Annotated in this window: 24 protein-coding genes; 10 read left to right on the top strand and 14 right to left on the bottom strand. The window is 70.8% G+C overall.

Annotated elements, in window-relative coordinates; translation table 11 throughout:
* The first annotated feature begins 35 nt into the window (after positions 1–35).
* Both CU044_RS32485 and CU044_RS32490 read left to right on the top strand, forming a co-directional pair.
* Entirely contained in the window at positions 36–3,560 is a 3,525-nt protein-coding gene (locus CU044_RS32485) for a ThuA domain-containing protein (RefSeq protein WP_129772323.1), read from the top strand.
* A 17-nt stretch (positions 3,561–3,577) separates the two neighbouring features.
* Positions 3,578–4,456, top strand: coding sequence for a sugar phosphate isomerase/epimerase (locus CU044_RS32490; protein ID WP_193564128.1), 879 nt, complete (start codon positions 3,578–3,580; stop codon positions 4,454–4,456).
* A 101-nt stretch (positions 4,457–4,557) separates the two neighbouring features.
* Here CU044_RS32490 and CU044_RS32495 read toward each other — a convergent pair whose 3' ends face one another.
* The 5 genes from CU044_RS32495 to CU044_RS32515 all read right to left on the bottom strand — a co-directional run bounded on the left by CU044_RS32495 (position 4,558) and on the right by CU044_RS32515 (position 8,533).
* Entirely contained in the window at positions 4,558–5,082 is a 525-nt protein-coding gene (locus CU044_RS32495) for a GNAT family N-acetyltransferase (protein WP_129772324.1), read from the bottom strand.
* The gene (locus tag CU044_RS32500) at positions 5,079–5,618 is read right to left on the bottom strand and encodes an XRE family transcriptional regulator (RefSeq protein WP_240045988.1); all 540 of its coding nucleotides are present in this window, start codon (positions 5,616–5,618) and stop codon (positions 5,079–5,081) included. Before CU044_RS32500 ends, CU044_RS32495 begins: the two co-directional genes overlap by 4 nt.
* A 131-nt stretch (positions 5,619–5,749) precedes the next feature.
* On the bottom strand, positions 5,750–6,547 hold the full coding sequence (locus tag CU044_RS32505; RefSeq protein WP_240045982.1) for an ABC transporter ATP-binding protein: 798 nt from the start codon (positions 6,545–6,547) through the stop codon (positions 5,750–5,752).
* A gap of 86 nt (positions 6,548–6,633) precedes the next feature.
* A complete protein-coding gene (locus CU044_RS32510) occupies positions 6,634–7,653 on the bottom strand; it encodes an ABC transporter substrate-binding protein (RefSeq protein WP_129772327.1) in 1,020 nt (339 codons plus the stop codon).
* A gap of 37 nt (positions 7,654–7,690) precedes the next feature.
* Positions 7,691–8,533, bottom strand: a complete 843-nt coding sequence (locus tag CU044_RS32515; protein WP_129772492.1) for an ABC transporter permease — start codon at positions 8,531–8,533, stop codon at positions 7,691–7,693.
* Positions 8,534–8,812: 279 nt separating this feature from the next.
* Here CU044_RS32515 and CU044_RS32520 point away from each other — a divergent pair, with 279 nt between their 5' ends.
* Positions 8,813–9,862 (top strand): LacI family DNA-binding transcriptional regulator, encoded by a 1,050-nt coding sequence (locus tag CU044_RS32520; RefSeq protein WP_129772493.1) that lies wholly within the window; start codon positions 8,813–8,815, stop codon positions 9,860–9,862.
* A gap of 33 nt (positions 9,863–9,895) precedes the next feature.
* Here CU044_RS32520 and CU044_RS32525 read toward each other — a convergent pair whose 3' ends face one another.
* The 6 genes from CU044_RS32525 to CU044_RS32550 all read right to left on the bottom strand — a co-directional run bounded on the left by CU044_RS32525 (position 9,896) and on the right by CU044_RS32550 (position 15,137).
* A complete protein-coding gene (locus CU044_RS32525; protein WP_129772328.1) occupies positions 9,896–10,426 on the bottom strand; it encodes a GAF domain-containing protein in 531 nt (176 codons plus the stop codon).
* A gap of 13 nt (positions 10,427–10,439) precedes the next feature.
* Positions 10,440–11,039 (bottom strand): ATP/GTP-binding protein, encoded by a 600-nt coding sequence (locus CU044_RS32530; protein WP_129772494.1) that lies wholly within the window; start codon positions 11,037–11,039, stop codon positions 10,440–10,442.
* 61 nt (positions 11,040–11,100) lie between these two features.
* A complete protein-coding gene (locus CU044_RS32535) occupies positions 11,101–11,472 on the bottom strand; it encodes a DUF742 domain-containing protein (protein WP_129772329.1) in 372 nt (123 codons plus the stop codon).
* A 2-nt stretch (positions 11,473–11,474) separates the two neighbouring features.
* Positions 11,475–11,912 carry a roadblock/LC7 domain-containing protein gene (locus CU044_RS32540; RefSeq protein ID WP_129772330.1) on the bottom strand — a complete coding sequence of 146 codons (438 nt, stop codon included), beginning with the start codon at positions 11,910–11,912 and terminating at the stop codon, positions 11,475–11,477.
* 7 nt (positions 11,913–11,919) lie between these two features.
* The gene (locus CU044_RS32545; protein ID WP_129772331.1) at positions 11,920–13,929 is read right to left on the bottom strand and encodes an ATP-binding protein; all 2,010 of its coding nucleotides are present in this window, start codon (positions 13,927–13,929) and stop codon (positions 11,920–11,922) included.
* A 320-nt stretch (positions 13,930–14,249) separates the two neighbouring features.
* Entirely contained in the window at positions 14,250–15,137 is an 888-nt protein-coding gene (locus tag CU044_RS32550) for a sugar isomerase (protein WP_129772332.1), read from the bottom strand.
* A gap of 146 nt (positions 15,138–15,283) precedes the next feature.
* Here CU044_RS32550 and CU044_RS32555 point away from each other — a divergent pair, with 146 nt between their 5' ends.
* Complete coding sequence (locus CU044_RS32555) at positions 15,284–16,081, top strand: DeoR/GlpR family DNA-binding transcription regulator (RefSeq protein WP_129772333.1); 798 nt, start codon at positions 15,284–15,286, stop codon at positions 16,079–16,081.
* A 70-nt stretch (positions 16,082–16,151) separates the two neighbouring features.
* On the opposite strand, the gene CU044_RS32560 is transcribed toward CU044_RS32555, so the two are convergent.
* The gene (locus CU044_RS32560) at positions 16,152–17,411 is read right to left on the bottom strand and encodes an MBL fold metallo-hydrolase (RefSeq protein WP_129772334.1); all 1,260 of its coding nucleotides are present in this window, start codon (positions 17,409–17,411) and stop codon (positions 16,152–16,154) included.
* A gap of 293 nt (positions 17,412–17,704) precedes the next feature.
* Here CU044_RS32560 and CU044_RS32565 point away from each other — a divergent pair, with 293 nt between their 5' ends.
* Both CU044_RS32565 and CU044_RS32570 read left to right on the top strand, forming a co-directional pair.
* Positions 17,705–18,331 carry a TetR family transcriptional regulator C-terminal domain-containing protein gene (locus CU044_RS32565; RefSeq protein WP_129772335.1) on the top strand — a complete coding sequence of 209 codons (627 nt, stop codon included), beginning with the start codon at positions 17,705–17,707 and terminating at the stop codon, positions 18,329–18,331.
* Positions 18,332–18,382: 51 nt separating this feature from the next.
* Positions 18,383–19,294: a PfkB family carbohydrate kinase gene (locus CU044_RS32570; RefSeq protein ID WP_129772336.1), complete on the top strand. Its 912-nt coding sequence runs from the start codon at positions 18,383–18,385 to the stop codon at positions 19,292–19,294.
* A 98-nt stretch (positions 19,295–19,392) separates the two neighbouring features.
* Here CU044_RS32570 and CU044_RS32575 read toward each other — a convergent pair whose 3' ends face one another.
* Together CU044_RS32575 and CU044_RS32580 are read right to left on the bottom strand one after the other, a co-directional pair.
* Positions 19,393–20,394 carry a DUF6745 domain-containing protein gene (locus CU044_RS32575; RefSeq protein WP_129772337.1) on the bottom strand — a complete coding sequence of 334 codons (1,002 nt, stop codon included), beginning with the start codon at positions 20,392–20,394 and terminating at the stop codon, positions 19,393–19,395.
* A gap of 141 nt (positions 20,395–20,535) precedes the next feature.
* Entirely contained in the window at positions 20,536–20,874 is a 339-nt protein-coding gene (locus CU044_RS32580) for a hypothetical protein (protein ID WP_129772338.1), read from the bottom strand.
* Positions 20,875–21,031: 157 nt separating this feature from the next.
* Between CU044_RS32580 and CU044_RS32585 the strand changes: the two genes are divergently transcribed.
* Genes CU044_RS32585 through CU044_RS32600 form a run of 4 tightly spaced genes read left to right on the top strand, consistent with a single transcriptional unit; the run spans position 21,032 to position 25,322 of the window.
* Positions 21,032–21,985 carry an STM4015 family protein gene (locus tag CU044_RS32585; RefSeq protein ID WP_129772339.1) on the top strand — a complete coding sequence of 318 codons (954 nt, stop codon included), beginning with the start codon at positions 21,032–21,034 and terminating at the stop codon, positions 21,983–21,985.
* A gap of 3 nt (positions 21,986–21,988) precedes the next feature.
* Positions 21,989–23,164, top strand: coding sequence for an STM4014 family protein (locus CU044_RS32590; protein WP_129772340.1), 1,176 nt, complete (start codon positions 21,989–21,991; stop codon positions 23,162–23,164).
* On the top strand, positions 23,161–23,973 hold the full coding sequence (locus CU044_RS32595; RefSeq protein WP_129772495.1) for an STM4013/SEN3800 family hydrolase: 813 nt from the start codon (positions 23,161–23,163) through the stop codon (positions 23,971–23,973). The genes CU044_RS32590 and CU044_RS32595 overlap by 4 nt, the downstream gene beginning before the upstream one ends.
* Positions 23,970–25,322, top strand: coding sequence for an STM4012 family radical SAM protein (locus tag CU044_RS32600; protein ID WP_129772341.1), 1,353 nt, complete (start codon positions 23,970–23,972; stop codon positions 25,320–25,322). The genes CU044_RS32595 and CU044_RS32600 overlap by 4 nt, the downstream gene beginning before the upstream one ends.
* Positions 25,323–25,325: the final 3 nt, after the last annotated feature.

Here is a 25,325-nt window from a genome sequence, read left to right on the forward strand (position 1 = left end):
ACCCGCAGCTCGGCTCACCAGCACCGGGAGCGCCCATGAGAACACCCTTGAGAACGCCCGCAAGGACGTCGTCCGTCAGAGCGCCGTCCCCGTCCCCGTTCCGGTCCTCCTCTCCCTTCCTCGTCATCTTCGCGTTACTGGCGCTCGTCCTCGGTCTCGGGCTGGCCACGCCGCCCCGCGCCGACGCGGCTCCGTACCGCGTCCTGGTCTTCTCCAAGGTCACCAACTTCTCGCACGACTCGATCCCCGCCGGGATCAAGGCAGTCGAGCAGCTCGGCAGCGAGAACGGGTTCGAGGTGGAGGCCACCAACGACGCCACGGCCTTCACCGCGGACAATCTCGCCCGGTTCCAGGCGATCGTCTTCAACAACACCAACTCCACGCCGGAGAGCGGCGATCTGCTCGACGCCGACCAGCGCTCCGCGCTCCAGGGCTTCGTACGGGCGGGCGGCGGCTGGGTCGGTCTGCATGCCGCGTCCGCCAGTGAGCGTGACTGGGGCTGGTACGAGGGGCTGGTCGGCGCGATCTTCGACAAGCACCCCGCCGTCCAGACCGGCCGGGTGAAGGTTCTCGACCAGACCCACCCCTCCACCCAGGGCCTTCCCCAGCTCTGGGAGCGTACGGAGGAGTGGTACAACTGGCGCACCAACCCCACCGGCAAGGTGCACACGCTCGCCCAGATCAAGGTGAACGACGGCATCGACGGGCTGGACGAGGGCGTCGACCACCCGTGGTCGTGGTGCCAGAACTACGACGGCGGACGCTCCTGGTTCACCGCGGGCGGGCATGACTCGTCCGCCTTCCAGGAGGACGCCTTCCGTAAGCACCTGCTGGGCGGGATCCAGTGGGCCGCGGGCAACAAGCCCGGCGACTGCACCGCCACCAAGACGGGCGCTTTCCAGCGCACCGCGCTGGCCACCAGCGATCTCGCCGACCCCTTCGAGCTGGCCGTCGCCCCGGACCGCAGGGTCTTCTTCATCCAGCGGACCGGCAAGCTCAAGGTGATCGACCAGACCACGCTCAAGGTCTCGACCGCGATGGACTTCGCGTACACGCCGGAGATGACGAGCCAGTCCGACGGGCTGCTCGGGCTGGCGCTCGACCCGGATTTCGCGGCGAACAACTGGCTCTATCTGCTGCACTCCGACAAGGTCGAGAAACGGCTCAATCTGTCGCGCTTCACGGTCACCGGAAACACCGTCGATCCGGCCTCCGAGAAGCGGCTGCTGACCGTTCCGACGCTGCGCGGCGAGGGCCGGGCCAATTCCCATATGGCGGGTTCGATCGCCTTCGACAAGAACGGCGATCTGTATGTCGCGACCGGCGACAACACCGATCCGTTCGCCTCCGACGGCTTCAGCCCGATCGACGAACGCGACGGACGCCGCGCCTGGGACGCCCAGACGACCGCCGGGAACACCAACGATCTGCGCGGCAAGGTTCTGCGGATCACGCCGGAGGACGACGGCACCTATTCCATCCCGGACGGGAACCTCTTCGCGCCGGGTACGGAGAAGACGCGTCCCGAGGTCTACGCGATGGGCATGCGCAATCCGTTCCGTATCACCACCGACCCCCTGAGCGGCGCCCTGCTGGTGGGGGACTACGGGCCGGACGCGCGGGAGCCCGTGGCCGACCGGGGGCCCGAGGGCACGGTCGAGTACAACAGGATCACCGAGGCGGGCAATTACGGCTGGCCGTACTGCACCGGCGACAACACCCCGTTCAATGACTACGACTTCACGACCGGGACCTCGGGCGCGAAATTCGACTGCGCCAAGCTGGTCAATGACTCGCCGAACAACACCGGTCTGCGGGAACTGCCCGCGGCCAAGCCGGCGACGGTCTGGTACGCGTACTCCGCCTCGGCCGACTTCCCCGAACTCGGCGCGGGCGGCGGCGGACCGATGAGCGGTCCTGTCTACGACTACGACCCCGCGAACACCTATCCCTCGAAGTTCCCGGAGTACTTCGAGGGCAAATGGCTCAACTACGAGCTGACCAGGACCTGGTTCAAGGCATTCTCGTTCCAGCGAGAGGACCAGACCTTCACGGATCCGCGCTTCGATCCGGCGAAGGCCGGCGATCTCCACTCCATCAACGGTGTCTTCGGCGATCTGAAGTGGAACCAGCCCTTCGACGCCGACTTCGGCCCCGACGGAGCGCTGTACGTCATCGACTTCGGGCTCGGCAGCGGTACGGGCCGGGGCGGCAGCAACGAGGGCTCCGGCATCTACCGCATCGACTATGTCGCGGACGGCCGGCTGCCCGACGCCAAGGCCACGACGACCCCGGACAGCGGCCCGGCGCCGCTGAAGGTGAAGTTCTCCAGCGAGGGATCGGGGCTGCCGGGCGACAAGCCGGTGACGTACGCGTGGGACTTCGACGGCGACGGGACCACCGACTCCACCGAGCCGAATCCGTCCCATGTCTACAGCGACAAGGGCCGGTTCACCGCCCGGCTGACCGTCACCGGGCCCGACGGGCTGACCGCGCTCTCCGTCCAGGAGATCACCGTCGGCAACACGAGACCGGTGGTCACCCTCCAACAGCCGCCGAACGGCGGGATGTTCAGCTTCGGCGACACCATCCCGTTCACCGTGAAGGTGACGGACCGCGAGGACGGCACGACCGGACCGGACGGCCGCATCGACTGCTCGCGCGTGGTCGTACAGTCCCAGCTCGGCCATGACAGCCATCTGCATCCGCTGGACAACTACACCGGCTGTACGGGGGAGATCGTCACCGATGCCGGGGACAGCCACGGTCCCGGACAGAACCTCTACTACGGCATCACCGCGCAGTACGAGGACAAGGGCGCCGAGGGCGTGCCCGCGCTGACGGGCTCGACGTCGCTGACGCTGCGTACGACCTTCCGGGAGGCGGAGCACCGTACCGCGACCGGGGGCGCGCACGACGGCACGGTGATCGCCGACCGCGCCGACTCCTCGGGCGGCAAGCGGGTGACCGAGATCGAGGACGGTGACTGGATCTCCTTCGACCCGGTGCATCTGAAGGGCATCACGTCCGTGACGGTGGGCGCATCCTCGGGCGGTCTCGGCGGCGACATCGAGTTCCGCAACGGCTCACCGACCGGGCCCCTGCTGGGGAAGGTGACCATCCCCAACACGGGAGGCTTCGGCAATGTGGTCTCCCCCACGGTCTCGCTGAAGAGCCCCGGCGGCACGGTGAAGCTGTACGCGGTGTTCACCAATCCGGCCTGGTCGGCGGAGAAGCCGGATCTGTTCGCGGTCGACTGGCTGCACTTCAACGGCGCCGGGGTGGAGAAGAAGCCCGCCACGAAGGTGTCGCTCAAGGCGACGCCCGCCGAAGGAAGCGCACCGCTGGCCGTACAGCTCACCAGCACCGTGAAGCCGGCGGCCGGGCGCACCATCGCCTCGTACCACTGGGACTTCGGCGACAACACCAAGGTGACGGGTACGGAGGGGCCGAGCGCGGCTCACACCTACACACGGCCGGGCGCGTACACGGCGCGTCTGACCGTCACCGACGACAAGGGCGACACGACGACCGGCGCGGTCCCGGTCCACGTACGCTGAGAGGAGAGACAGTGACGATGAACAGCACCCGAAGAGCGTTCCTGGGCACGGCGGGCGCGGCGGCCGGTCTGGCGGCACTGGGCATGAGCACCCCCGCGGCGGCTGCCACCACCCGTCCCGGCACCGGCACCGGTCGGCGGCGGCGGCGCGTCCCGCCGTCCGGGATCGGTATGCACCTCTTCACGATGCGCACCCCGCTCGCGACGGATTTCCGGGGGACGCTGGAGCGTCTGGCGGAGATCGGTTACGCGACGGTCGGTGTCAGCGGCCGACACGGCCACAGCGCCGCCGGGATCCGGCGGATGCTGGACGAGACCCGGCTCAAGGCGGTCCTGGAACATGTCGCCTACACCACGGTCACCGGCAGCGGTCTGCCGCAGGCGATCGAGGACGTCCGCACGCTGGGCGGCTCATGGGTGGTCGTACCGAGCCTGCCCCCGGAGATGCACTCGCCGGCCGGATACCGTGAGGCGGCCCGGCAGTTCAACATAGCGGGGCGCGTCGCCAGGGAGTCCGGGCTCAAGGTGCTCTTCCACAATCACGACGGCGATCACGACGTGGTCGACGGCGAGAGTCTGTACGGCATCCTGCTCAAGGAGACCGATCCGGAGCTGGTGGGCTTCGAGCTGGATGTGTACTGGGCGGCGAAGGGCGGGGACGACCCGCGCCGGCTGTTCGTGACGGACCGCCGCCGGTTCCCCGTGCTGCATGTGAAGGACATGGCGGCGAACGGCGGTTTCGAGGACGTCGGTTCGGGGGTGCTGGACTTCCCGGCGATGTTCGACACGGCGCGCAGCGGGGGCGTACGGCAGTGGCTGGTGGAGCACGACGCGCCGGCCGATCCGTTCGCGAGCGCGCTGAACAGCTACCGCTATCTGTCGACGCTGCGGTACTGAGCGCGTACCGGGCACAACGCCGAACGCGCTGAGCACCGGCGTTCGTCGTCCGTAGTGGCTTCCGGCCGCCGTCAGGGGCGGCCGGGGGCCATGCGGCTCCTTCAGCTGTTCAGCCGCTTGTAGAAGAAGGTGGTCATGCGGAGCGTCCCCGCCGGGTCCGCCGCGTGCCCGGGGACCACCCCGATCGCGGTCCACCCCGCGGAGCGGTACAGCGTGTCGGCGGGGCTGCCGGTCTCGGTGTCGAGCAGCAGCAGCGTCACTCCGCACTCGGCCGCGGCCCGCTCCCCCGCACTGAGCAGCGTCCGGCCGAGGCCCTTGCCGCGGGCGTCGCGATGGACCATCAGTTTCACTATCTCGGCGCGGTGGCGGGCGTTGGGCTTGTCCGCGAACATGACGCCGACCGTCCCCGTGATGCGCCCGCCGTCCCTGGAGACCTGTACGCAGAGCCGTCCCGCCCGGACGGCGGGGATCTGCGCCCGCCACCAGGCCGTCGCGTCCGCCGGGTCGAGAGGGCCGAGAAAACCGATCGAGGCGCCCCCGTCGACGGTGTCGATCAGCAGCTCCGCGAGGTCGTCCAGCGCGCCGGGCAGCTCATCGGCGGAGAGCCGCGCCACCTCGGGGCTCATGAGTGGACCACCACGACCGCGTACCGTACGGGCGCGGGCCCCGGGCAGTGGAACCGCGTGGGCCCCCACAGGCGCGTCCGCAGGCAGTCGCCCGCGTCCAGGGTGTGCCGCTCGCGCCCCATCGTGAACTCGACCGAGCCTTCGAGCACCCAGATGTGCTGCTCCAGACCCGGCACCGGAGGCCGCTCGTACGCGATGTCCGCGCCCGCGGACAAGGTGCCCTCGACCACTTCCGCGCGCAGGCCGGGCTGCGGCGGGGAGACCGAGCGGCGGACGAAGCCGGAGGCGGTGTCCCTCCATTCGGTCTGGTCGGCCGCGCGGACCAGTTGGGCCGGTTCCGCCTCCACCTCGCTGAGCAGTTGCGACATCGTGCGTCCGTACACCGCGCACAGCCTGCCGAGCAGCGAGGCCGTGGGGCTGATCTCGCCCCGCTCCGCACGCGACAGCGTCGAGCGGCTCACCCCGCTGCGTCCCGCCAGCTCCTCCAGGGACCAGCCGCGCTCGCCCCGCAGTTCGGCGAGGCGAGCGGCGAGCAGTGCGTCGACGGGGCCGGGTCCTGGGCCGGGTCCGGATGCGGGGCCGGTGGTATGTCCCGAGGTGTGTCCGGGATCGTTCTCTCTCACATATGGAACGGTATCCCATATGCGGGACGCCGCTCACCTCGATTTCATTCCTGCGCCGAGGCCGCCCCCAGCAGTCCCCGGATATGCCCGGCCGCCTCCCGGAACTCGGGCCGTCCGAGCGTCTCCGTATAGTCCCGCTCGGCCTCCAGACCCACGTCGATGATCTCGGTGATCGTGCCGGGGCGCGGGCTCATCACCACCACCCGGTCGGCCAGATAGACCGCCTCGGAGATCGAGTGGGTGACCAGCAGCACTGTGGTGCCGGTCTCCCGCCAGATGCGGTTCAGCTCCATGTTCATCTGTTCGCGGGTGAGGGCGTCGAGCGCGCCGAACGGCTCGTCCATCAGCAGCACGGGCGGCTCGTGCAGCAACGCCCGGCACAGGGCGACCCGTTGCTGCATCCCGCCGGACAACTCATGCGGATACGCGTCCTCGAACCCGCTGAGACCGGTCATCTCGATCAGCTCGGCCACGCGCCGGCGCGCCGGTTCCGCGGGCATCCGGCGCATCTCGGCCTGGAGGAGGATGTTGCGCCGGGCGGTACGCCACTCCAGCAACGCCGCCCGCTGGAAGACGTATCCGATGTCGTGCCGCGGCCCGTCGACCCGCTCGCCCTGGAGCCGTACGGCGCCCGAGGATGCCTTCAGGAGGCCCGCGACCAGCTTGAGGAGCGTCGACTTGCCGCACCCCGAGGGGCCGACGATGGCGACGAACTCCCCCATCGCGACATCGAGCGAGACATCGTGGAGGGCTGTGACATCGCGCTTCTTCGTACGGAAGCGGACGGCCACGTCCTCAAGACCGACCGCCGCCGTCCGCCCTTCCCCCGTCCCGTCTCCCACGGTCCTTCCTTCCGCGGCCTTCCCTGCCGTGAGGGCGCCGCCCTTCGTGGCGGCCGGCTTCCGGAGTGCCGTATCCCTGGCCATCGTCATCCCTTCAGCGCCGTGCCGCTGTCCCAGTACTCCGCGACGGCCTTCGGGCTCTTCACCAGACCGGCTTCGGCGAAGACGTCGATGGTCTGCTGCCAGTCGCCCTCGGTGTTGACGCCCGGGGCCTTGCCTCGCGTCGCGTCGGTGTGGAGCAGTGTGACGGTCGTCTTGAACTGCTCCAACAGGACGTTCGCGGGCGGCAGTTGCTCCGAGGCGCCGTCCATCTCCGCGACGGCCGCCTCCGGTGCCTTCTCCGCCGCCGCCCATGCCTCGCTGACGGCCCGCACCATGCGCCCGGCCAGCTCGCCCCTGCCGGAGAGAATCTTCTGACCCGCGATCAGGCCGTTGGAGTAGAAGTTGAGTCCGTGCTCCGAGAAGCGCAGATACGACACGTCCTTCTTGGCCTTGTCCCGCATGGTCGGACCCTGGTCACTGGCGTAGCCGAGCAGCGCGTCCGTCTTGCCGGAGATCACCGCGGCGATCTTGCCCGCCGGGTCGGTGTTCTGGATCCGGACGTCCGACTCCTTGAGATCGTTCTTCTCCAGGAAGATCGGGAACGTCTTGGTGAGCGCGTCACCGGCCGTGCCCGCGATGGTCTTTCCCTTGAGATCGGCGGGGTGGGAGACGTTCTCGCTCGCGAAGAACTGCACGGAGGAGGGCGTGGTCTGGAGGAAGACACCGAGGCTCTTGACCTTGACGCCCTGGTCCACCCCGCTGAGGACGGCGGGTGTGTCGGCCCAGCCGAAGTCGGTCTGGCCGGCGGCCGTCGCCTGCACGGTCTTCTGCGAGCCCTGGCCCGCCCGGATCGTCAGATCGATGCCGTGCTTCTCGAAGATCTTCTGCTGCTTGCCGTAGTAGAACGGCGCGTGTTCGCCGTACGGATACCAGTTGAGGGTGAGCGTCACCTTGTCGAGCTTCTTGCCGGAGTCGCTCGTGGTGGTCCCCGAGCCGTCCTCACCACAGGCCGTGGCGACCAGGAGCAGCGGTACGAGGCCGATCAGGAGTCTGCGCGCATGCATGGCTGGCCCTTCCCTGAAAGGGATCGAGTCGAGTCGGTCAGTACGAGGTGGTGACGTTGGTGTCCCGGCGGCTGGCGTGCCAGGGCAGCAGCAGCTTCTCGGCGATCTCGACCAGGACGAAGAGGACGACGCCGATCAGTGACATGACGAGCAGTCCCGCGAAGAGCATCGGGGTGTCGAGGTTGCCGTTCGCCTGGAGGATCACATAACCGAGTCCCTCGTTGGCGCCGACGAACTCACCGACGACCGCTCCGGTCACGGCCAGGGTCACGGCGACCTTGAGACCGGAGAAGAGATGCGGCAGCGAGGCCGGGAAGCGGATCTTCGCGAAGGTCTGCCAGGGCTTCGCGCCCATGGTGGCGGAGAGCTGGAGCATCTCCGGATCGACCGCCTTCAGGCCGGTGACCATGGAGATCACCACCGGGAAGAAGGCGATGAGGACGGCGATCAGGATCTTCGGTGTGATGCCGAAGCCGAGCCAGACCACGAACAGCGGTGCGATGGCGATCTTGGGCACGACCTGGGCGAAGAGCAGAATGGGGTAGAGCGTCTTCTCGACGGTCGAGGAGTAGACCATGACGACCGCCGCGAGCACCCCGACCACCACCGCGATCACGAAGCCGAGCAGCGTCTCATAGGTCGTCACCCAGGTGTGCTGCCAGAGGTAGTCGGCCTTGCCCGTGAGCACGTCGAGGGTCGCACCGGGCGACGGGACGAGATACGGCTCCACCAGTTCGGCCGCCGCGATGATCCACCAGAGGGCGAAACAGCCCGCGAGCAGGACGAGGGGCCGCCAGCCGGCCTCGACGGCACGGGCGAGCCGCTCCCCCGTCCCCGGACCGTTCCGTTCGGCGACCCCGGACACTCCCTTGTCCGGTATGGGCGCGGGTGCGGGTTCCGGCTGCGGTGCCGATGCCGGCGCGACGCTCTGGCTCACTGTGAACTCCTCGGGAAAACCGGGCAGTTATAAGTGCGCTGTTCGCCTACAAGCGCTTTCAGAAAGCGCTTTCTGATAGGGTGATCGCCACGCTAATGACTGCCCGTCCGTACGGTCAATAGGTCGTCCCGAAATTTCGGGGTCCGCCACGGACCCCGCCGCCACCGCGACCCGGGGGTCGAGTTGAGTGAACGGGAAGCACAGACCGAAGCACAGACCCATGTGACACTGGAGGCCGTCGCCCGCCGCGCGGGTGTCTCCCTGGCGACGGCCTCCAGAGCGCTGAACGGCACGACGAGAGTCCGCGAGGAACTGCGCCAGCGGGTGCACGCGGCGGCCGATCTGCTCGGCTACATCCCCAACGCCCATGCCCAGGCCCTCGCCAGCGCCTCCAGCAATACGGTGGGGCTCATCTGCCACGATGTGGGCGACCCGTACTTCGCCGCGATCGCGGGCGGGGTGATGCGGGCGGCGGCCGAACAGGACGTCCTGGTCATGCTCGCCAGTACGTTCAGGGAGCCGGCCAGGGAGATCGCCTATGTCTCGATGCTCCGCGCCCAGCGGGCCCGCGCCATCCTGCTGATCGGCTCGGGCTTCCAGGACCCGTCCTGGGAACGGAAGCTGGCCGCCGAGCTGGCTCCGTACATCCGCGCGGGCGGGCGCGTCGCCGTGGTGAGCCGGCACCGGAGTCTGCGCGCCGACGCCGTCCTTCCCGAGAACCGCGCCGGGGCCGCGGCACTCGCCCGCGCTCTACTGGCCCTGGGTCACCGGGAGTTCGGGGTCCTCAGCGGGCCGCGCGAACTCACCACGGTCTCCGACCGGCTGGCCGGGTTCCGGGAAGGGCTCGGCGAGGCCGGAGTCGTCCTCAGGCCCGGGTCCGTCGTCCACGGCGCGTTCACCCGCGACGGCGGCTACACGGCGGCCCGCGAACTGCTCGACGGCCCGGCTCGCCCCCGCCCCACCTGCGTCTTCGCGGTGACGGACGTGATGGCGGTGGGGGCGCTCGCCGCCTTCAGGGAGGCGGGCTTACGGGTCCCGGAGGACCTGTCGCTCGCCGGTTTCGACGACATCCCGCTCGTACGGGAGCTGACTCCCCCGCTCACGACCGTCGCCCTGCCGCTCACCGCCATGGGCGAGAGCGTGATCTCGCTCGCGCTGCGCGAGCCGCGTGGAGCGCGCTCGCGGGTGCTGCGGGTCGGCGGCGAAGTCGTACTGCGCGCCAGCACCGCGCCTCCGTCACCCGCCACCACCCCGCTCTGGGACTCGTGCTGACGGTCCCTCACCAAGCGGTATCGGGAGGCAGGGTCAGATCAGCCCGTCCTCCCTGCGGTGGATCTGCGCCATCAACTCGGCGGCGAAGGACTTGATGGTGTCCAGACCGGTCCGCCCCCACCGCCTCGGCTCGGTGTCGGCCACACAGACGGTGCCGAGCGCCATCCCCGTACGGTCGATGAGCGGAGCCCCGAGATAGGAGCGGATACCGGTCTCGTCCACCAGCGCGTTCCCGGCGAACCGGGGGAAGTCCCGTACGTCCTCCAGGGCCAGCGCCTTGTGCCGTACCACCACATAGGGGCAGTAGCCGTGGTCACGGGCCATGAACCGCTCCCTCCCGGCGCCCGGAGGAGCGTGCAGCCCGGCGAAGAACTGCCGCTCCTCGTCGATGAAGTTGACCATCGCGTACGGAGCGCCCGTCAGCTGGGCCAGTTGCTGGGCGACGGCGTCGAAGGCCGGTTCGGCACGCTCCCCCAGCCCGAGCCCACGGAGCCGGACCACACGGTCGGGCGCCTCACGGTCCACGGGGGTGAGCAGCAGACGCCCGATCGGGTCGTACGTCATACGCGTAGCTCCGTCACTCTGAGGGGGCCGTGGGCGGCGCCGGGGTCGCGGTGATCAGATGCTGTACGAGGGTGACGAGCGTCTGGATCCCGGAGCTGGCGATGCGCGCGTCGCAGAGCACGATCGGCACCTCCGGCTTGAGATCGATCGCGGCCCGCACCTCCTCCGGCTCGTAGCGGTACGAACCGTCGAACTCGTTGACTGCGACGACGAATCCGATCCCGCGCCGCTCGAAGAAGTCCACCGCGGAGAAGGAGTAGTCCAGCCGCCGGGTGTCGGCCAGCACGATCGCGCCGAGCGCGCCGCGCGACAGCTCGTCCCACATGAACCAGAAGCGCTCCTGCCCCGGCGTCCCGAACAGATACAGCACATGGCGCTCGTCGAGTGTCAGTCTGCCGAAGTCCATGGCGACCGTCGTCGATGTCTTGGCCTCGACGCCCGTCAGATCGTCGGTCGCGGCGCTGACCTGCGTCAGCAGCTCTTCCGTACTCAGCGGCGCGATCTCGCTGACAGCTCCCACGAACGTGGTCTTGCCGACCCCGAAACCGCCGGCGACCAGGACCTTCAGCGCGGTGGGAAACGGCTCGGGGACGACGGACGCGACGGGAGCCATGGGGGCGGTGGAAGCGGCGGGGGCGACGGAAGCGGCAGGGGCGACAGGGGCGGCGAGTGCGTCAGAGCTGTCGTCGTAGACCATCGAGGACTGCCTCCAGCAGGAATCGATCGGTGGGGTGGTCGAAGGTGTGGGGCGGCCGCGCGGTGATCGCCCCACAGTCCACGAGATCGGAGAGCAGCACCTTGGTGACCGTCACGGGGAGCCGCAGATGTGCCGCGACCTCCGCGACGGAGGTCGGTCCCTGGCAGAGGCCGACGGCGTGGGCGTGCTCAGGCCCGAGATGCGTCTGGGGCCCCGATCCCGTGGAGATGACCAGCGTGAGCAGGTCCAGAGCTGTGGTCGGCCGGGTCCGGCCCCCGCTCACGGCGTACGGGCGGATGAGCCGGCCGGCCGCGTCGTCGAGCCACGGCCCGTCCGTCGGAAGCGGCACCGTCAGTGCCCCGCGACGCTCGGCGAGAAACCGGCCTCGTGCCTGAGCGGGGTGACCAGATACGACCGTACGCTCTTGACCAGCATCGCCATCTCGTAGCCGAGGACGGCGGCGTCCGCCTCACGGCCCGCCAGCACGGCGAGACAGGTGCCCGAGCCCGCGGTGGAGACGAAGAGCAGGGTCGAGTCGAGTTCCACGACGACCTGGCGGACCTCCCCGCCGTCACCGAACCGCGCCCCGGCACTGCGGCCCAGGGAGTAGAGGCCGGAGGCGAGCGCCGCCATGTGATCGGCGCTGTCGGGGTCCAGGCCGTGCACGGACCTCACCAGACCGTCGGAGGAGAGCAGCACCGCGCTTCGGGTGTGGGGGACTCGCTGGACCAGACCGCTCAACAGCCAGTCGAGGTCGGAGGCATGGCCGGTCGGCACATCGCTCGCCATGGTGCATCTACTCCTTGGGGGTGGTGTCGTGGCGCTGCGGTTCCGGCGGTTGCGCGAGGGACTCGGACAGCGGGTCGGGCAGGAGATCCGGCAGAGGATCGGTCAACGGATCCGGCGGCGGACCGGTCAAGGGACCGGTCAAGGGACCGGTCAAGGGACCGGTCAAGGGACCGGTCAAGGGACCGGTCAAGGGACCGGTCAAGGGATCGGTCAACGGGTCGGGCACGGAGGCCGATGGGCGGACCGGCTGGGATTCGGCGAGACCGATGCCCCGCTGGAAGGCGGCCATCAGTCCGGGGTCGTGGAGCACGGCCTCCTCGACGGACGGCGGCGCGGGCGGGGCCTCGCGCAGTTGCGGGACCATGTGCTCCTGGCCGCGGCGTCTGGGCAGTTGGGGCCGGCTCGCGGTGGCGTGGATGGTGCCGTCGCCAAGAGGCTCGACCCGCGGCCGGGCCGGATCCGGTGCGGCGGGCGGTCGCCGCCGGTCGGGGTGGACGGCGCCGGGGCGCGCGGCGGCGGGGGTGGGACGTTCGGCGCCCGTGTCACGTACGGGGAGCGGGGCCGGGGCGCCCGCGGGTGGTGTCGGTCCCGGCTGGGCCGGGGGCTGGGCCGCCGACGACGGCGGTGGCTGCTGGGGCAGCGGAGGCGGCTGGGGTGACTGCGGCTGCTGGGACGGGGGCTGGGGCCGCGCCTCGTACATCTGCGGCTGCGGGGGCTGCGATTGCGGCGGTGACTGTGGCTGCGTCGCGTACGTCTGGTGCTCGCCGTTCCGCTCGTCCGGCCGGTCGGAGCCGAGCAGCGCCTGCGGCAGCACCAGTACGGCCTGGATCCCGCCGTAGATATTGGACTGGAGACGTACGGCGATGCCGTGCCTGCGCGCCAGGGCCGACACCACGAAGAGCCCGATCCGCCCGTCCTGGAGCAGATGCGCGACATTGACCTGGTCGGGGTCGGTGAGGAGTCCGTTCATCTTCTTCTGCTCGTTGAACGGCATCCCCAGGCCCCGGTCCTCCACCTCGATGGCCAGACCCGCCGTCACATGCTGCGCACGCAGCAGCACTTGGGTGTGCGGGGAGGAGAAGACCGTGGCGTTCTCGACCAGTTCGGCCAGCAGATGGATGACATCGGCCACGGCATGGCCACGCAGAGTGCCGTCGATCGGCGGTACGAGCTTGATCCGCGGGTACTGCTCGACCTCGGCGATGGCCGAGCGCAGGACCTCTGTCATGGTGACCGGCCTGCTCCACTGGCGCCGGGAGATCGCCCCGCCGAGGACGGCGAGGTTCTCGGCGTGCCTGCGGATACGGGTCGCCAGATGGTCGACGTGGAAGAGGCCCTTCAGCAGCTCCGGGTCCTCGACCTCGTTCTCCAGCTCGTCGAGGAGCTGGATCTCCCGGTGGACGAGGGACTGGAGCCGGCGGGCCAGATTGACGAAGACCTCCACCTTCTGTTCGTCCCCGACGCTGCTGGAGAGCCGGGACGCCTGCACCACTGCGGCGACGGCGGCATCCCGGGAGCGGCCCAATTCCTGCGCCAGCAGATCGAATTCGTCACCGCCGGGAACCGCGGGCGGGGCAGGTGCGGGGCGTACGGGCACTCGCTCGCCCCGCCGGAGCTGCTCGACGACCGCGCGCAGCTCGGCCTGTCCGCGCGCGCTGGAGCGGCGCATCGCGTTGCAGCGGTCCAGGACGGACTTCGCGGTACGTTCCGCGCCGAGGGCGGCCGCCGCGATGGCGGCGAAGGCGAGCAGCGCCATGCCGAACAGCGCCGTCCAGAGCGCGACGGTCGGTTCCGCCGCGGTGGAGCGCAGGATGAGCACGACGGCGGCGGCGCCGCTGAGCGCCGCGACTATCGCCGGAAGAACGGCGGTGCGCAGGAGTTGAGGCCGTATGCGGGCGTCCGGCGGCGTCGGCGTGTCCGTCCTGGCCGGGGACGGGAACGGGCGGGAGCCCGGCCTGCCGTGCCGCCCGCCCTCGCGGCGCTCCGGCCGCGCGACGGGTGCGCGAAGTTGAGACATCAGTGTCCTCGGTACGTCGGGCCCCAGGAAGCGGCGTCGTGCGGGTGGTGCGGTTCCGGCGGCAGCGGCAGGACCTGCGCATACCGCGTACGCCCTCCGTTGATCACCGAGCACTTACGGTAGTCGCCAAGCGTTCCTTCGCGGTGGGCAGTTGACGAAGTTCCCCACAGAGCATCCCGCTCCGGTATGAGGCATCGCACATCAGCGCGAAATACGACGTTCGGCCCGGTGCGAGGCACCGGGCCGAACGTCTCTACGAGGACGGGAGGGACAAAGGAGACAAAGGAAGCGGAGGAGGGAGGGGGAGGAAGGAAAGAGGTTCAGAAGGACGGCGAAAGAATCACGGAGCGGCTGAGATGGCGCGGATTGTCCGGGTCGAGACCGCGCCGGTCCGCCAGTGCGAGGGCGAGCCGCTGGATCCGTACCAGCTCGGCCAGCGGGTCCAGCGTCCCCGGCACCCACAGCCCGCCGGTCGCCCGTACCTGCTCCTCAAGCCCTTCGGGAGCCGGCCCGAGCGCCCACGTGGCCGTCCCCTGGGTCGTGATGCTGATGGGACCGTGGCGGTACTCCATCGCCGGATACGCCTCGGTCCAGGCCAGCGCCGCCTCCCGCATCTTGAGCGCGCCCTCCTCCGCGAGCCCGACGGTCCAGCCCCGGCCGAGGAACGTGAACTGCGTGCACTCGGTCACCCCGGCCGGCAGGGGCTCCGCGAGGGCCGTCTCCGCGTCCGTCACCGCCGCGTCCGGGTGCAGCCCGAGGTGCGCGCGGAGCAGTGTGAGCGCGGTGGTGGCGAAGCGCGTCTGGACGACGGACCGCTCGTCGGCGAAGTCCAGTACCACCAGATCGTCGGCGGCCGTACGCACCGGCGTCCCGGGGTCCGCGGTGATCGCGGTCGTACGGGCGGTGCCGCGGACGTCCGCGAGCAGCGACAGCACCTCGGTGGTCGTCCCCGACCGGGTCAACGCCACGATCCGGTCGTAGCGACGGCCGGCGGGGAACTCGGAGGCGGCGAACGCGTCCGTCTCGCCCAGCCCCGCTCCCTCCCGCAGCCCGGCGTAGGCACGGGCCATGAACAGCGAGGTGCCGCAGCCGACGACGGCCGTGCGCTCACCCGGCTGCGGCAGCTTGTCGCGCACCCCTTCGGCCAGGGCCGCCGCCCGGCGCCAGCACTCGGGCTGACTGGCCAGTTCCGTCTCCACATGCGTCATGTGCGTCCCCACTCCCCTGAGCCCTGCGACTCTCGAACCGTATGATTGTTTCTGCATGCTAGACGACACTTTCAATCACTAACAAGCAACTCGGACGAGGTCACGAGCACATAGGATCAAGGCTCCACGGGATCGAGGGGGTTACGGTGAATCGCCATGAGCGGCATACGACCTTGCTTGAGCTGCTGACCGAGCGGCATCAGCTGGAGGTCGAGGCCGTCGCCGCGGAGCTGGGGGTGTCCGTGGCGACCATCCGCCGCGACCTCGATCACCTCGCCGAGCAGCAGTTGGTGACGCGCACCCGGGGCGGGGCGGTGGCGCACTCCGTGGCGTACGAACTGCCGCTGCAGTACAAGGCGGTACGGCACGCCTCGGCGAAGGAGCGCATCGCGCGCGCCGCCGCGGCGATGACGGAACGCGGCATGGTCGTGGGGCTGAACGGCGGCACGACCACCTCGGAGGTGGCCAGAGCCCTCGCCACCCGCGGTGAGCTGCGGGGAACGGCGGAGGAGCGGATGGCCGAGGAGCCCGCGCTCACGGTCGTCACCAACGCGCTGAACATCGCCCATGAGCTGGCGGTCCGGCCGCACATCAAGGTGGTGACGACGGGCGGGGTCGCGATGCCCCAGTCGTACGAACTCGTCGGGCCGCTGGCCCGGCACATCATCGGCGAGATCAGCCTCGACATCGCGTTCATCGGCGCGGACTCCGTCGACACGGAGTCGGGCGCCGGTGCCCACAGCGAGCACGAGGCGAGTATCAACGCGTTGCTCGCCGAGCGGGCGCGAACGCTGGTCGTGGTGGCGGACAGCTCCAAGCTGGGCGCCCGCGCGTTCGCGCGGATCTGCCCGGTGGAGGACATCGGGACGCTCATCACGGACTCCGGCGCGCCCGAGTGGGCGCGCCGGTTCGAGGAGCGCGGGGTACGCGTCGTCCAGGTCTGAGCGTCCGACGTGAGCCGCAAGGGCGGGGGCCCGATCCCCGTGGGGCCCGATCCCCGTGGGGCCCGCGCGCTTACGCGGAGGACGTGGTCTCGGCCGTCTCCTCCGTTTTCCCGCCGTCACCCTTGCCGGTGACGTCGCCCGCCGTACCCACCTTCGCCGCCGGAGCCCCGGCGGCGGAGCGTGCGGTTACGGAGGGCCAGCCCCCGGCCGGCACGGCGGCCACAGAGCGCCACCACGGGGCGTCGGGAACCTCGTCACCGGTGGGCTCGAAGGGCTGGCCGGGGCGCGGCAGCGCGATCCCGGCACCCGCTTCGGCGGCGGCGGTGACCGTGCCCTCGCCGGGCTCGGCCCACGGGTGCGGGGCGAGGTTGAACGTACCCCAGTGGATGGGCAGCATCACGCCGGACGGACGGCCGCCCTGGAGATCGAGATGGGCGCGCATGCCCTCGGCCGGGGTCATGTGGATATCGGGCCAGTACTCGCTGTACGCGCCGATCTGGATCATGGTGGCGTCGAACGGGCCGTGCTCGGCGCCGATGTCGCGGAATCCGGGGAAGTAGCCGGTGTCCCCGCTGTGGTAGATCCGGTGCTCGGGACCGGCCACGGCCCAGGACGCCCAGAGTGTGTGCTGCTGGTTGCGCAGACCGCGGCCGCAGAAGTGCCGCGCGGGGGTGGCGGTCAGCCGGATACCGGCGACCTCGGTGGACTCGTTCCAGTCGAGTTCGCGCAGCCGGGACGCGGGCACGCCCCACCTCTCCAGGTGGGCGCCGACACCGAGCGGTACGGCGAAGACCGTGTCCGTGGAGGCGAGGGCCCGGATGGTGGGCAGATCCAGGTGGTCGTAGTGGTCGTGGGAGATCACGACGACATCGACGGGACCGAGGGAGGCGAGCGGGACGGGCGCCGGGTGCAGCCGCTTGGGCCCCGCGAAGGCGAACGGCGAACACCGCTCACCCCAGACGGGGTCGAAGAGCACGCGCCGGCCGTCGATCTCGGCGAGCACGCTCGAATGCCCCATCCAGGTGAGGCGGAGGCCCGAGACCGGGGGCGCGGCGAGGTCCGCGAGGGTGGTGGAGTGCACGGGAATGGTGCCGATCGGCGACCGCCGGGCCCGCGCTTCCTTCTGGAAGTAGATCTTCGCGAACTCCAGTCCCGAGGCGCCGGACGGTCTGGTCCTGGCCCCCACCGGGTTCTGGAACACCCCGTCGACAAAGTTCGGCGAGCGGTGGATCCGCTCCAGCCGCTCGCCCGCCGAATCGGCCCCGAAGGCCGCGGGTCGCAGCGAGCGCAGCCGGGAGCGCAACGAAAGGGGGGAACCAGCGCCTGTCACAGCACCTCCTGGAGGTTCGGTGTCGTCCCATTATGTCCGGGTGTGTACATCGGTGCGGGTCGAGTCGATCGGATGCGATCGGGTGCCCCACCCGGGCCGGCGTACGCACGTCCAACGTCGTCACTGCCCCCGGGATTCCCGGCTACGCCCCCGAGTCGGGTGATCTCCCCGGCAGTCACCCCGGCAGTGACCCCGGTGGTCGTCGCGGCGCCCGGCGGCCGTCCGCCGGTCGTCGGACAACGGTACGGCTGGTACGGGTGAGACGCGGGGGTCGGTCTCGGTAGGGTGGCGTCGTGGCGAGAGTGCGGCTGAGTGTGGCGGAACGGCGCGAGGACCTGCTGCGCGCCGCCGTCGAACAGATCGAGGCGCGGGGCGTGGCCGCCGTGCGGATCTCCGATGTCGCCGCCGTGCTCGGCGTCAGCAACGCGCTGGTGCTCTATCACTTCTCAACGAAGGAGAAGCTGGTCGCCGAGGCCTTCGCCCATGCCGCACGGGGCGATCTCGACCAGCTGCGCGCGCTGCTCGGCCGGCGCGACAGCGCGCTGGCGCGGCTGCACGGCGCGGTCCGCTGGTACGCGCCGGCCGGGGAGGCCAAGGGGTGGCGGCTGTGGATCGAGAGCTGGGCGGCGGCGCTGCGCGACCCCGCGCTGCGTGAGGTGGCGGGCGCCCTCGACCAGCAGTGGAAGGCGGCGCTCGCCGAGGTCATCGCGGAGGGCTCGGCGGCGGGCGAATTCCACTGCGCGGACCCGGTGTCGGCGGCCTGGCGACTGACCGCCATGCTGGACGGCCTCGCGGTTCAGATGACGTCGTACGAGGGTTCACTGCCGCGCGCCACCATGCTGGAGTGGGCCGACGAGACCCTCGCCCGCGAACTGGGGCTGGACAGCACGGCCTTCGGAAGACCCGGCCCCGGAACGTAGAGCCGCACGGACACGCGTACAGACCTCACTCAGGCAGCGGAAAGGGAGATCGTGGCGCAGCAGCGGACCGACCAGCTCCATCATGATGTGCTGGTCGTCGGGGGCAGCGGGGTGGATACCGTCGTCCGGGTCGACTCGCTGCCGGTGCCACTCGCCGACTCGGTCCCGGTGGGGCCGATCCTCGAATGGCCGGGGCACACCGGCGGCAATGTGGCGCTCGGCTGCCGGAATCTCGGCCTGAACGTCAAGTTCCTCGACTACCTGGGAGACGACTGGACCGGCGAACAGGTCCGGGAGCGGCTCGCCCGGGGTGATGTGGACTTCGAGGCCCTGCTCTCCCCGGCGGGCACCCGGCGCGCCGTCAACCTCGTGGAGAAGACCGGCCGCCGGATGTCGTTCCACGACGCCAGGGACCCGGACGATCTGCGGATGCCGCGCGACTTCTATCTGCCCCATCTCGAACGCACGCGCCATGTCCATCTGTCGATCACCAACTTCGCCCGGTTCCTCTATGACGACATCGAGGCGCTGGGTGTCCCGGTCTCGACCGATCTGCACGACTGGGACGGTCTCTCCGACTATCACCGGGACTTCGCCTTCCGGTCCGACCTGGTGTTCCTCAGCGCCGCCGGGGCGAGCGAGCGGATCGCCTCGGTGATGCGGGAGATCCTGCGCGAGGGCCGGGCCGAGGCGGTCGTCGCCACGGCGGGCGCGGGCGGCTCGTATGTGATGAGCCGTGAGGGAAGCCGTACGCCGCGCCCGGTCAGGGCGACCGTCCCGCCCGCGCCGGTGGTGGACTCCAACGGCGCGGGAGACGCGTACGTCTGCGGCTTCCTGTACGGCCGGCTGGCCGGACGCGACCTGGAGGAGTGCGCCCGGCTCGGCGCCGTGGCGGGTGCCCACGCCTGTACGGGCGAGGGCAACGAGGCGCTGATCGGGCCGGACGCGCTGCTCGCGGCCTGAACACACGGTCCAGCGGCCCGAGCCACCGGTCCGGTCGCCCCGCACCCCCGGTCACTGCGCACCACCGAGACGACCGCCCCCACCGGCGTACGCTCCGTTCAGGTCTGTCGCACCGGCGCGTACGCCTCCTCCTCCACCCCGAAGGTCCACGCGACCCCGGCCTTCGCCGTGGACACCGTGGGCGGCACGCGCAGCCAGTAGGTGCGGTACGTACCATCCGGCTCCGGTGTCGAGTTGACGACCTCGACCATCGCGACGTCCTCGTCGCCGTCCAGCGCGATCCGCCACAGCACACCGGTCTCGTCGCTGTGGACGGGCCGCGCTCCCGACTCGTTCAGATAGCGGTCGTAGCCGTAGTACTCCAGCATGACGCGGCGCAGTTCCGCATTGGCCTCGGTACGGATGCGCTCGGGGGTGAGGGACGGCAGCCCGGCGAGGAACTCGGCCGGTACGGGCATCCCGCGCCACGCGTGCAGGGCGAAGCCGTCCGGATAGGCGAGCGCCGGGCCGTCACCGCGGTCCAGCCGGCCCGCCTCGTCGCGGTACAGCGCGACGGGACGCTCGCAGATCACCACGGCGCGTTCGTACGGCCACCACCAGCCGGCGTGCCGCGCCACCTCGGCGAGTCCTTCGAGGCGTTCGCTGCGGCCGTCGAACGCGGCGAGCCAGGCCGCGTCCTGCTGGCCGAGAACCGCGTCGAGCAGCACCGCGCGGAGCTCGGCCGCCTCGGCGGGCCGGTCGGCGAGGCTCTCCACGATTCCGGTGCGTATCCGCTCGGCGAGCGCCCGGGTGGTGTCCCACAGCCGGGCGCCGGTCACGTTCCAGTGCGCGGCCCAGCCCGCCGGTCCCAACTCGTCGTGCACCCTGCGCCGTTCCTCGGCCCACGGGTACGTACGCACCTCGTCACGTACGGACCGTCCCGCGTCGCCGAGTGACCGGGCGGTCCGCGCGCCGGCCAGCGGCGAGCCGGCCCAGATGATCCGCTCAGGCTCCGCGAGGGCCGCCCGGCGGTAGGCGAGCCGCACCCCCCGCTCGGCGGCGGCCCTGTCCGTCTCCCCCGTCGCCGCCGCGACCGCCCGCCACGTACTCACGTCATTCATCCCCGAAACCCCATCCGATGTCATTCCCGTCCCCTGTCATGCCCGTCCCCCTGTCAGTCCGCCGTCCGCGTACCGCTGTACCGCTGTTGTCCGTCGCCCCGCGGCCCGCCGCGGGGCCGTGCCGGGCACTGTCCGCCGCGCTCAGTCCGCGACCATGCGCACCGCGCCCGGCAGGTACTCGCGCTGGCGCACCACCCGGAACCACCCCTTGGGCAGCGGTATCGCCGCGTGCTCCTCGTGCACCACCCGTCCGCCTTCCGGGAGATGGAGGAACATCGGTCCGAGCTCGTCGCCCGGTTCACGGACCAGCCGGCCCGGTCCGGCCACCGCGTGGGCGTGGCCGGTGACCTCGCCGAGGGCCAGGACCAGCCGCCCCCATGCGTCCCTCGGCTCTCCCGGGGTGCGCGCGGCGTCCACGACGCGCGGCGGCACCGTCTCCTCCGCGACGGGCACGATAAGGACGTCTCCCTGCCGGAACATGGCTCTCCCCTCGACCGGTGGCGCCGGTGCGCCGACCTGTGAACGACGCTAAGGGGAGGGTCTGACAATCGGCCCCTGCGAGGGTGTTGTCAGTGGCCGCTGGTAGAACTGCTCCACATCAGCCGATCACATGTCACAGACGTCTGGAGCGTTCGTCATGGCCAATTCGAACCATCTGCGGGAGTTCTACGGCCTGCCCGCGTTCGACTTCCCCGAAGCGGAAACGACGGCGGAGCTCCCCGACCCGGCCGCCGTGGCCTGGCGCATCTCGGTCGACTTGAACGAAGCCGAGGGGGAGTGGGAGGCGGCGTTCGCGCGCTTCACCGCGTCCGTGGACACCACCGAGGTCCGGGCGCTGATCGTCGGATCGTGGAGCGATGCCTACGAGTCCGGCCCCGACGAGGTGATCTCGGCCCTCGTCGCCGCCCGCGACCGGCTGCCCGCCCTGCGCGCGCTGTTCCTCGGTGACATCATCTGCGATGAGTGCGAGATCTCCTGGATCAACCAGGGGCTGGTGACCCCGCTGCTCGACGCCTTCCCCGAGCTGTTGGAATTCGGTGTCCGCGGCGGCCAGGACCTGCGTTTCCCCGCCGTCCGGCACGCGCGGCTGCGCTCGCTCACCATCGAGACGGGCGGCCTGGACGCCGAGGTGGTGCGGTCCGTCGCGGCGAGCGACTTCCCCGAGCTGGAACATCTCGACCTCTGGCTCGGCACGTCGTGGTACGGCGCGAACGCCAACGTGGCCGATCTGGCGCCGATCCTGGCCGGGGCCCGGCTGCCCCGGCTGCGGTCGCTGGCGCTGCGCAACAGCGAGATACAGGACGAGATCGCCGCGGCGCTGGCCGGCGCCCCGGTCGTGGCCGGGCTGGAGACACTCGATCTCTCGATGGGCACGCTCGGCGACGACGGCGCGGAGGCTCTCCTCGGCGGCCAGCCGCTCAGCCATCTCAAGAAGCTCGATCTGCACCACAACTACCTCGGCGAGGCGATGCGGAAGCGTCTCCTCGACACGCTGGGCGCGGCCGGTGTAGAGATCGACCTCTCCGAGAGCACGGAGCCGGGCCGTGAGTCGGACGGCGTCGAGCACCGCTACACCGCGGTGTCGGAGTAACGGATGACCCCGGACCCGAGCAACGCGCCCCCGGCCGGCGCCGATCCGAGACTGGTCGTGGTCGGGGTCCCCGGCAACCGCCGTGTGTCCCTGTTCCAGGACGCCGTGCGGGCCGCCGGGCTGGCCCCCGCCCGCGAGGTGACCTGGCGCGATGTGCTGAACGGCCGGGCGCGGTTCACGGCCGGGGAGACGGTACGGCTCGACTCCCCGGGTGAGGACCCGGAGGTGGACCGGCTGCTGCGCGACCTGGACGATCCGACCCGCGTCGAAGGCACGGCCCGCTGGTACGAACGGTTCATGGCGGCGGCCCGGGACCTCGGCCGGGCCGTCTCCGCCGCCGGAGCCGATCCGCTGGACGATCCCGGCGAGCTGGCGGTCCTCTTCGACAAACGGCTGTGCCATGGCGTGCTGGACGCGGCGGGGGTGCGCGTTCCCGTGTCCCCCACCTCGGGCTCCGAGGGCCCGGCCGTGTCCGGCTGGGACGACGTTCGCGCCCTGATGGCCGGAGCCGGACTGCGCCGCGCGTTCGTCAAGATCGCCCACGGCTCGTCGGCCTCCGGTGTCCTCGCCATCGAGAGGGCCGGTCCCGGCCGGGTGCGTGCCCTCACCTCCGTCGAACGGGACGGCGCGGGCTGCCTCTTCAACTCCCTGCGGGTCCGGGACTACACCAGCGAGCGCGACGTGGCCGCGATCATCGACACCCTCGCGCCCGACGGACTGCATATCGAGCAGTGGGTACCGAAGGGCGTCCTGGACGGCCGGTCGGCCGATCTGCGGGTGGTGGTCGTCGCGGGCCGTGCCACGCACGTGGTCGTACGGACCAGCCGGTCACCCATGACCAATCTGCATCTGGGCGGGAAGCGCGGGGATCTCGACGCGGCCCGCGCCGTCATCGAGGCGTCCGGCGGCAGCCTCTCCACGGCTCTCGCCCTCGGTGAAGCGGCGGCCGGCTGCTTCCCCCTGACCCATTGCGTGGGTGTCGATCTGCTGCCCGCCCCGAGCTGGCGGCGGTACGCCGTCGGCGAGGTCAACGCCTTCGGCGATCTGCTGCCCGGTCTCACGGGGCTGCCGGGCGGTGGCGCCGAGGGCCTGGACACGTACGCGGCGCAGCTCGCCGCCCTGCCGAGGCGCGCGACCCGCAGGACGACCGAGGAGCCGGTGTGCGGACACCTGACATGAACGAGGTCGTCGGGCGGGACGATCTCCTGCTCGTCACCCTCGACACACTGCGCTTCGACGTCGCGGAGGAACTGGCCGCCGCGGGCCGCATTCCGCATCTCGCCCGGCATCTCCCGGACGGCCGCTGGGAGAAGCGGCACGCGCCGGGAAGCTTCACCTACGCCTCGCATCAGGCGATCTTCGCCGGATTTCTGCCCACCCCTGCCACGCCGGGTCCGCATCCACGGCTGTTCGCCGCGCGCTTCGGCGGCAGCGAGACCACGGCCGACCGGACCTTCGTCTATGACACGCCGGATCTGGTCTCGGGTCTCGCGGCGGCCGGCTACCGCACGGTGTGCCTGGGCGGGGTCGGCTTCTTCAACCAGCGGGGCGCGCTCGGCTCCGTACTGCCCGGGATGTTCCAGGAGAGCCACTGGGAGCCTGAGTTCGGCGTGGCCTCCCCCACCTCCTTCGAGTCCCAGGTCGACCGCGCGGAGAAGCTCGTCGCCGGCCTGGGGCCCGACCAGCGGCTGTTCCTGTTCGTCAATGTGGCGGCGCTGCACCAGCCCAACTGGTTCCATCTGCCCGGTGCCACCCGGGAGGCGGGCGACTCGCGGGCCACGCACGCCGCCGCGCTGGAGTACGTCGACCGCCATATCGGCCGGCTCTTCGCCGCCGCGAGCAGCCGTCGGCGCTGCTTCACGATCGTCTGTTCCGACCACGGCACGGCCTACGGCGACGACGGCTGGACCGGCCACCGTCTGGGCCACGAGGTGGTCTGGACCGTGCCGTACGCCCATTTCTTCCTGGAGAGCGGGACAGCCCCATGAGCACCACCCTCGCACCTCGTCCGTACGAGAGCTACGTCTACGCCTATCCGCACAAGACCGCCTACCGTCCGCTGGAGGACCGCCCGGCGCTGCGCGGGCTGTGGGCCGGTGAACGCAAGGACGCGCTCTCCCTCTATCTGCACATACCGTTCTGCGAGGTCCGCTGCGGCTTCTGCAATCTCTTCACCCGGATCGGCGCCCCCGACGAACTGACGACGCGCTATCTCGACGCGCTCGACCGGCAGGCGACCGCCGTGCGCGACGCCCTGGCGGACTCGGAAGGCGGCGCGGACACCGTGCGGTTCGCCACGGCGGCCTTCGGCGGCGGCACGCCCACCTACCTGGACGCGGACGAGCTGGACCGGCTGTGCGACATCGCGGAGAAACGGATGGGGGCCGATCTGCGGGCCATCCCGCTCTCCGTGGAGACCTCCCCCGCCACGGCCACCGCCGACCGGCTGGCGGTGCTCGCCGAGCGGGGTGCCACGCGACTGAGCATCGGCGTCCAGAGCTTCGTCGACACGGAAGCGAAGGCCGCCGTACGCCCACAGCGCCGCGCCGAGGTCGAGGCCGCGCTCGGCCGCATCCGGGACGCCCGGATCCCCGTCCTGAACATCGATCTGATCTACGGCATCGACGGCCAGACGGAGGAGAGCTGGCGCCACTCCCTGGATGCCGCGCTCGCCTGGCGGCCCGAGGAGCTGTATCTCTACCCCCTGTACGTACGTCCGCTCACGGGCCTCGACCGGCTCGGCGCCGGCGGTGACGCTGCCTGGGACGAGCAGCGGCTGCGGCTCTACCGGCAGGGCCGCGACCAGCTGCTCGCCCACGGCTACGAGCAGACGTCGATGCGTATGTTCCGCCGTCCGGACGTCCCGTTCGAGGACGCCGGCGCGGACGACTACGCGTGCCAGACCGACGGGATGATCGGTCTGGGCTGCGGGGCCCGCTCCTACACCTCCGCGCTCCACTACTCCTTCGACTACGCGGTCGACATGCGCGAGATACGCGGCATCATCGACACCTACACGACGACGGAGGACTTCTCCCGCGCGGAGGTCGGCCGCCGGATCGACGAGGACGAGACGCGCCGCCGTCATCTTCTCCAGTCCCTGCTCCAGGCCGAGGGGATGGCGGAGGCCGGCTACCGCGAGCGGTTCGGCTCCGGCCCCGCCGAGGACTTCCCCGCCGAGCTGGCCCGGTTCGCGGCCCTCGGCTGGCTCGACGAGAGCGCGCCGGCCGGACTGCTGCGCCTCTCTCCCGAGGGGCTCGCGTACTCGGACGCGCTGGGTCCCGCGCTCTTCTCCCCCGCCGTACGGGCCGCGATGGCCGCGTACGAGAGGAAGTGAACC

It is taken from the genome of Streptomyces sp. L-9-10 (assembly GCF_004151105.1).
Taxonomy (GTDB): Bacteria; Actinomycetota; Actinomycetes; order Streptomycetales; family Streptomycetaceae; genus Streptomyces.

Excerpts from the sequence above, each read along its gene's own strand:
- CU044_RS32485 (WP_129772323.1), top strand. The coding sequence starts at position 36 with ATGAGAACACCCTTGAGAACGCCCGCAAGGACGTCGTCCGTCAGAGCG.
- CU044_RS32490 (WP_193564128.1), top strand. The coding sequence starts at position 3,578 with ATGAACAGCACCCGAAGAGCGTTCCTGGGCACGGCGGGCGCGGCGGCC.
- CU044_RS32495 (WP_129772324.1), bottom strand. The coding sequence starts at position 5,082 with ATGAGCCCCGAGGTGGCGCGGCTCTCCGCCGATGAGCTGCCCGGCGCG.
- CU044_RS32510 (WP_129772327.1), bottom strand. The coding sequence starts at position 7,653 with ATGCATGCGCGCAGACTCCTGATCGGCCTCGTACCGCTGCTCCTGGTC.
- CU044_RS32525 (WP_129772328.1), bottom strand. The coding sequence starts at position 10,426 with ATGACGTACGACCCGATCGGGCGTCTGCTGCTCACCCCCGTGGACCGT.
- CU044_RS32530 (WP_129772494.1), bottom strand. The coding sequence starts at position 11,039 with ATGGCTCCCGTCGCGTCCGTCGTCCCCGAGCCGTTTCCCACCGCGCTG.
- CU044_RS32540 (WP_129772330.1), bottom strand. The coding sequence starts at position 11,912 with ATGGCGAGCGATGTGCCGACCGGCCATGCCTCCGACCTCGACTGGCTG.
- CU044_RS32545 (WP_129772331.1), bottom strand. The coding sequence starts at position 13,929 with ATGTCTCAACTTCGCGCACCCGTCGCGCGGCCGGAGCGCCGCGAGGGC.
- CU044_RS32550 (WP_129772332.1), bottom strand. The coding sequence starts at position 15,137 with ATGACGCATGTGGAGACGGAACTGGCCAGTCAGCCCGAGTGCTGGCGC.
- CU044_RS32575 (WP_129772337.1), bottom strand. The coding sequence starts at position 20,394 with ATGAATGACGTGAGTACGTGGCGGGCGGTCGCGGCGGCGACGGGGGAG.
- CU044_RS32580 (WP_129772338.1), bottom strand. The coding sequence starts at position 20,874 with ATGTTCCGGCAGGGAGACGTCCTTATCGTGCCCGTCGCGGAGGAGACG.
- CU044_RS32585 (WP_129772339.1), top strand. The coding sequence starts at position 21,032 with ATGGCCAATTCGAACCATCTGCGGGAGTTCTACGGCCTGCCCGCGTTC.
- CU044_RS32590 (WP_129772340.1), top strand. The coding sequence starts at position 21,989 with ATGACCCCGGACCCGAGCAACGCGCCCCCGGCCGGCGCCGATCCGAGA.
- CU044_RS32595 (WP_129772495.1), top strand. The coding sequence starts at position 23,161 with ATGAACGAGGTCGTCGGGCGGGACGATCTCCTGCTCGTCACCCTCGAC.
- CU044_RS32600 (WP_129772341.1), top strand. The coding sequence starts at position 23,970 with ATGAGCACCACCCTCGCACCTCGTCCGTACGAGAGCTACGTCTACGCC.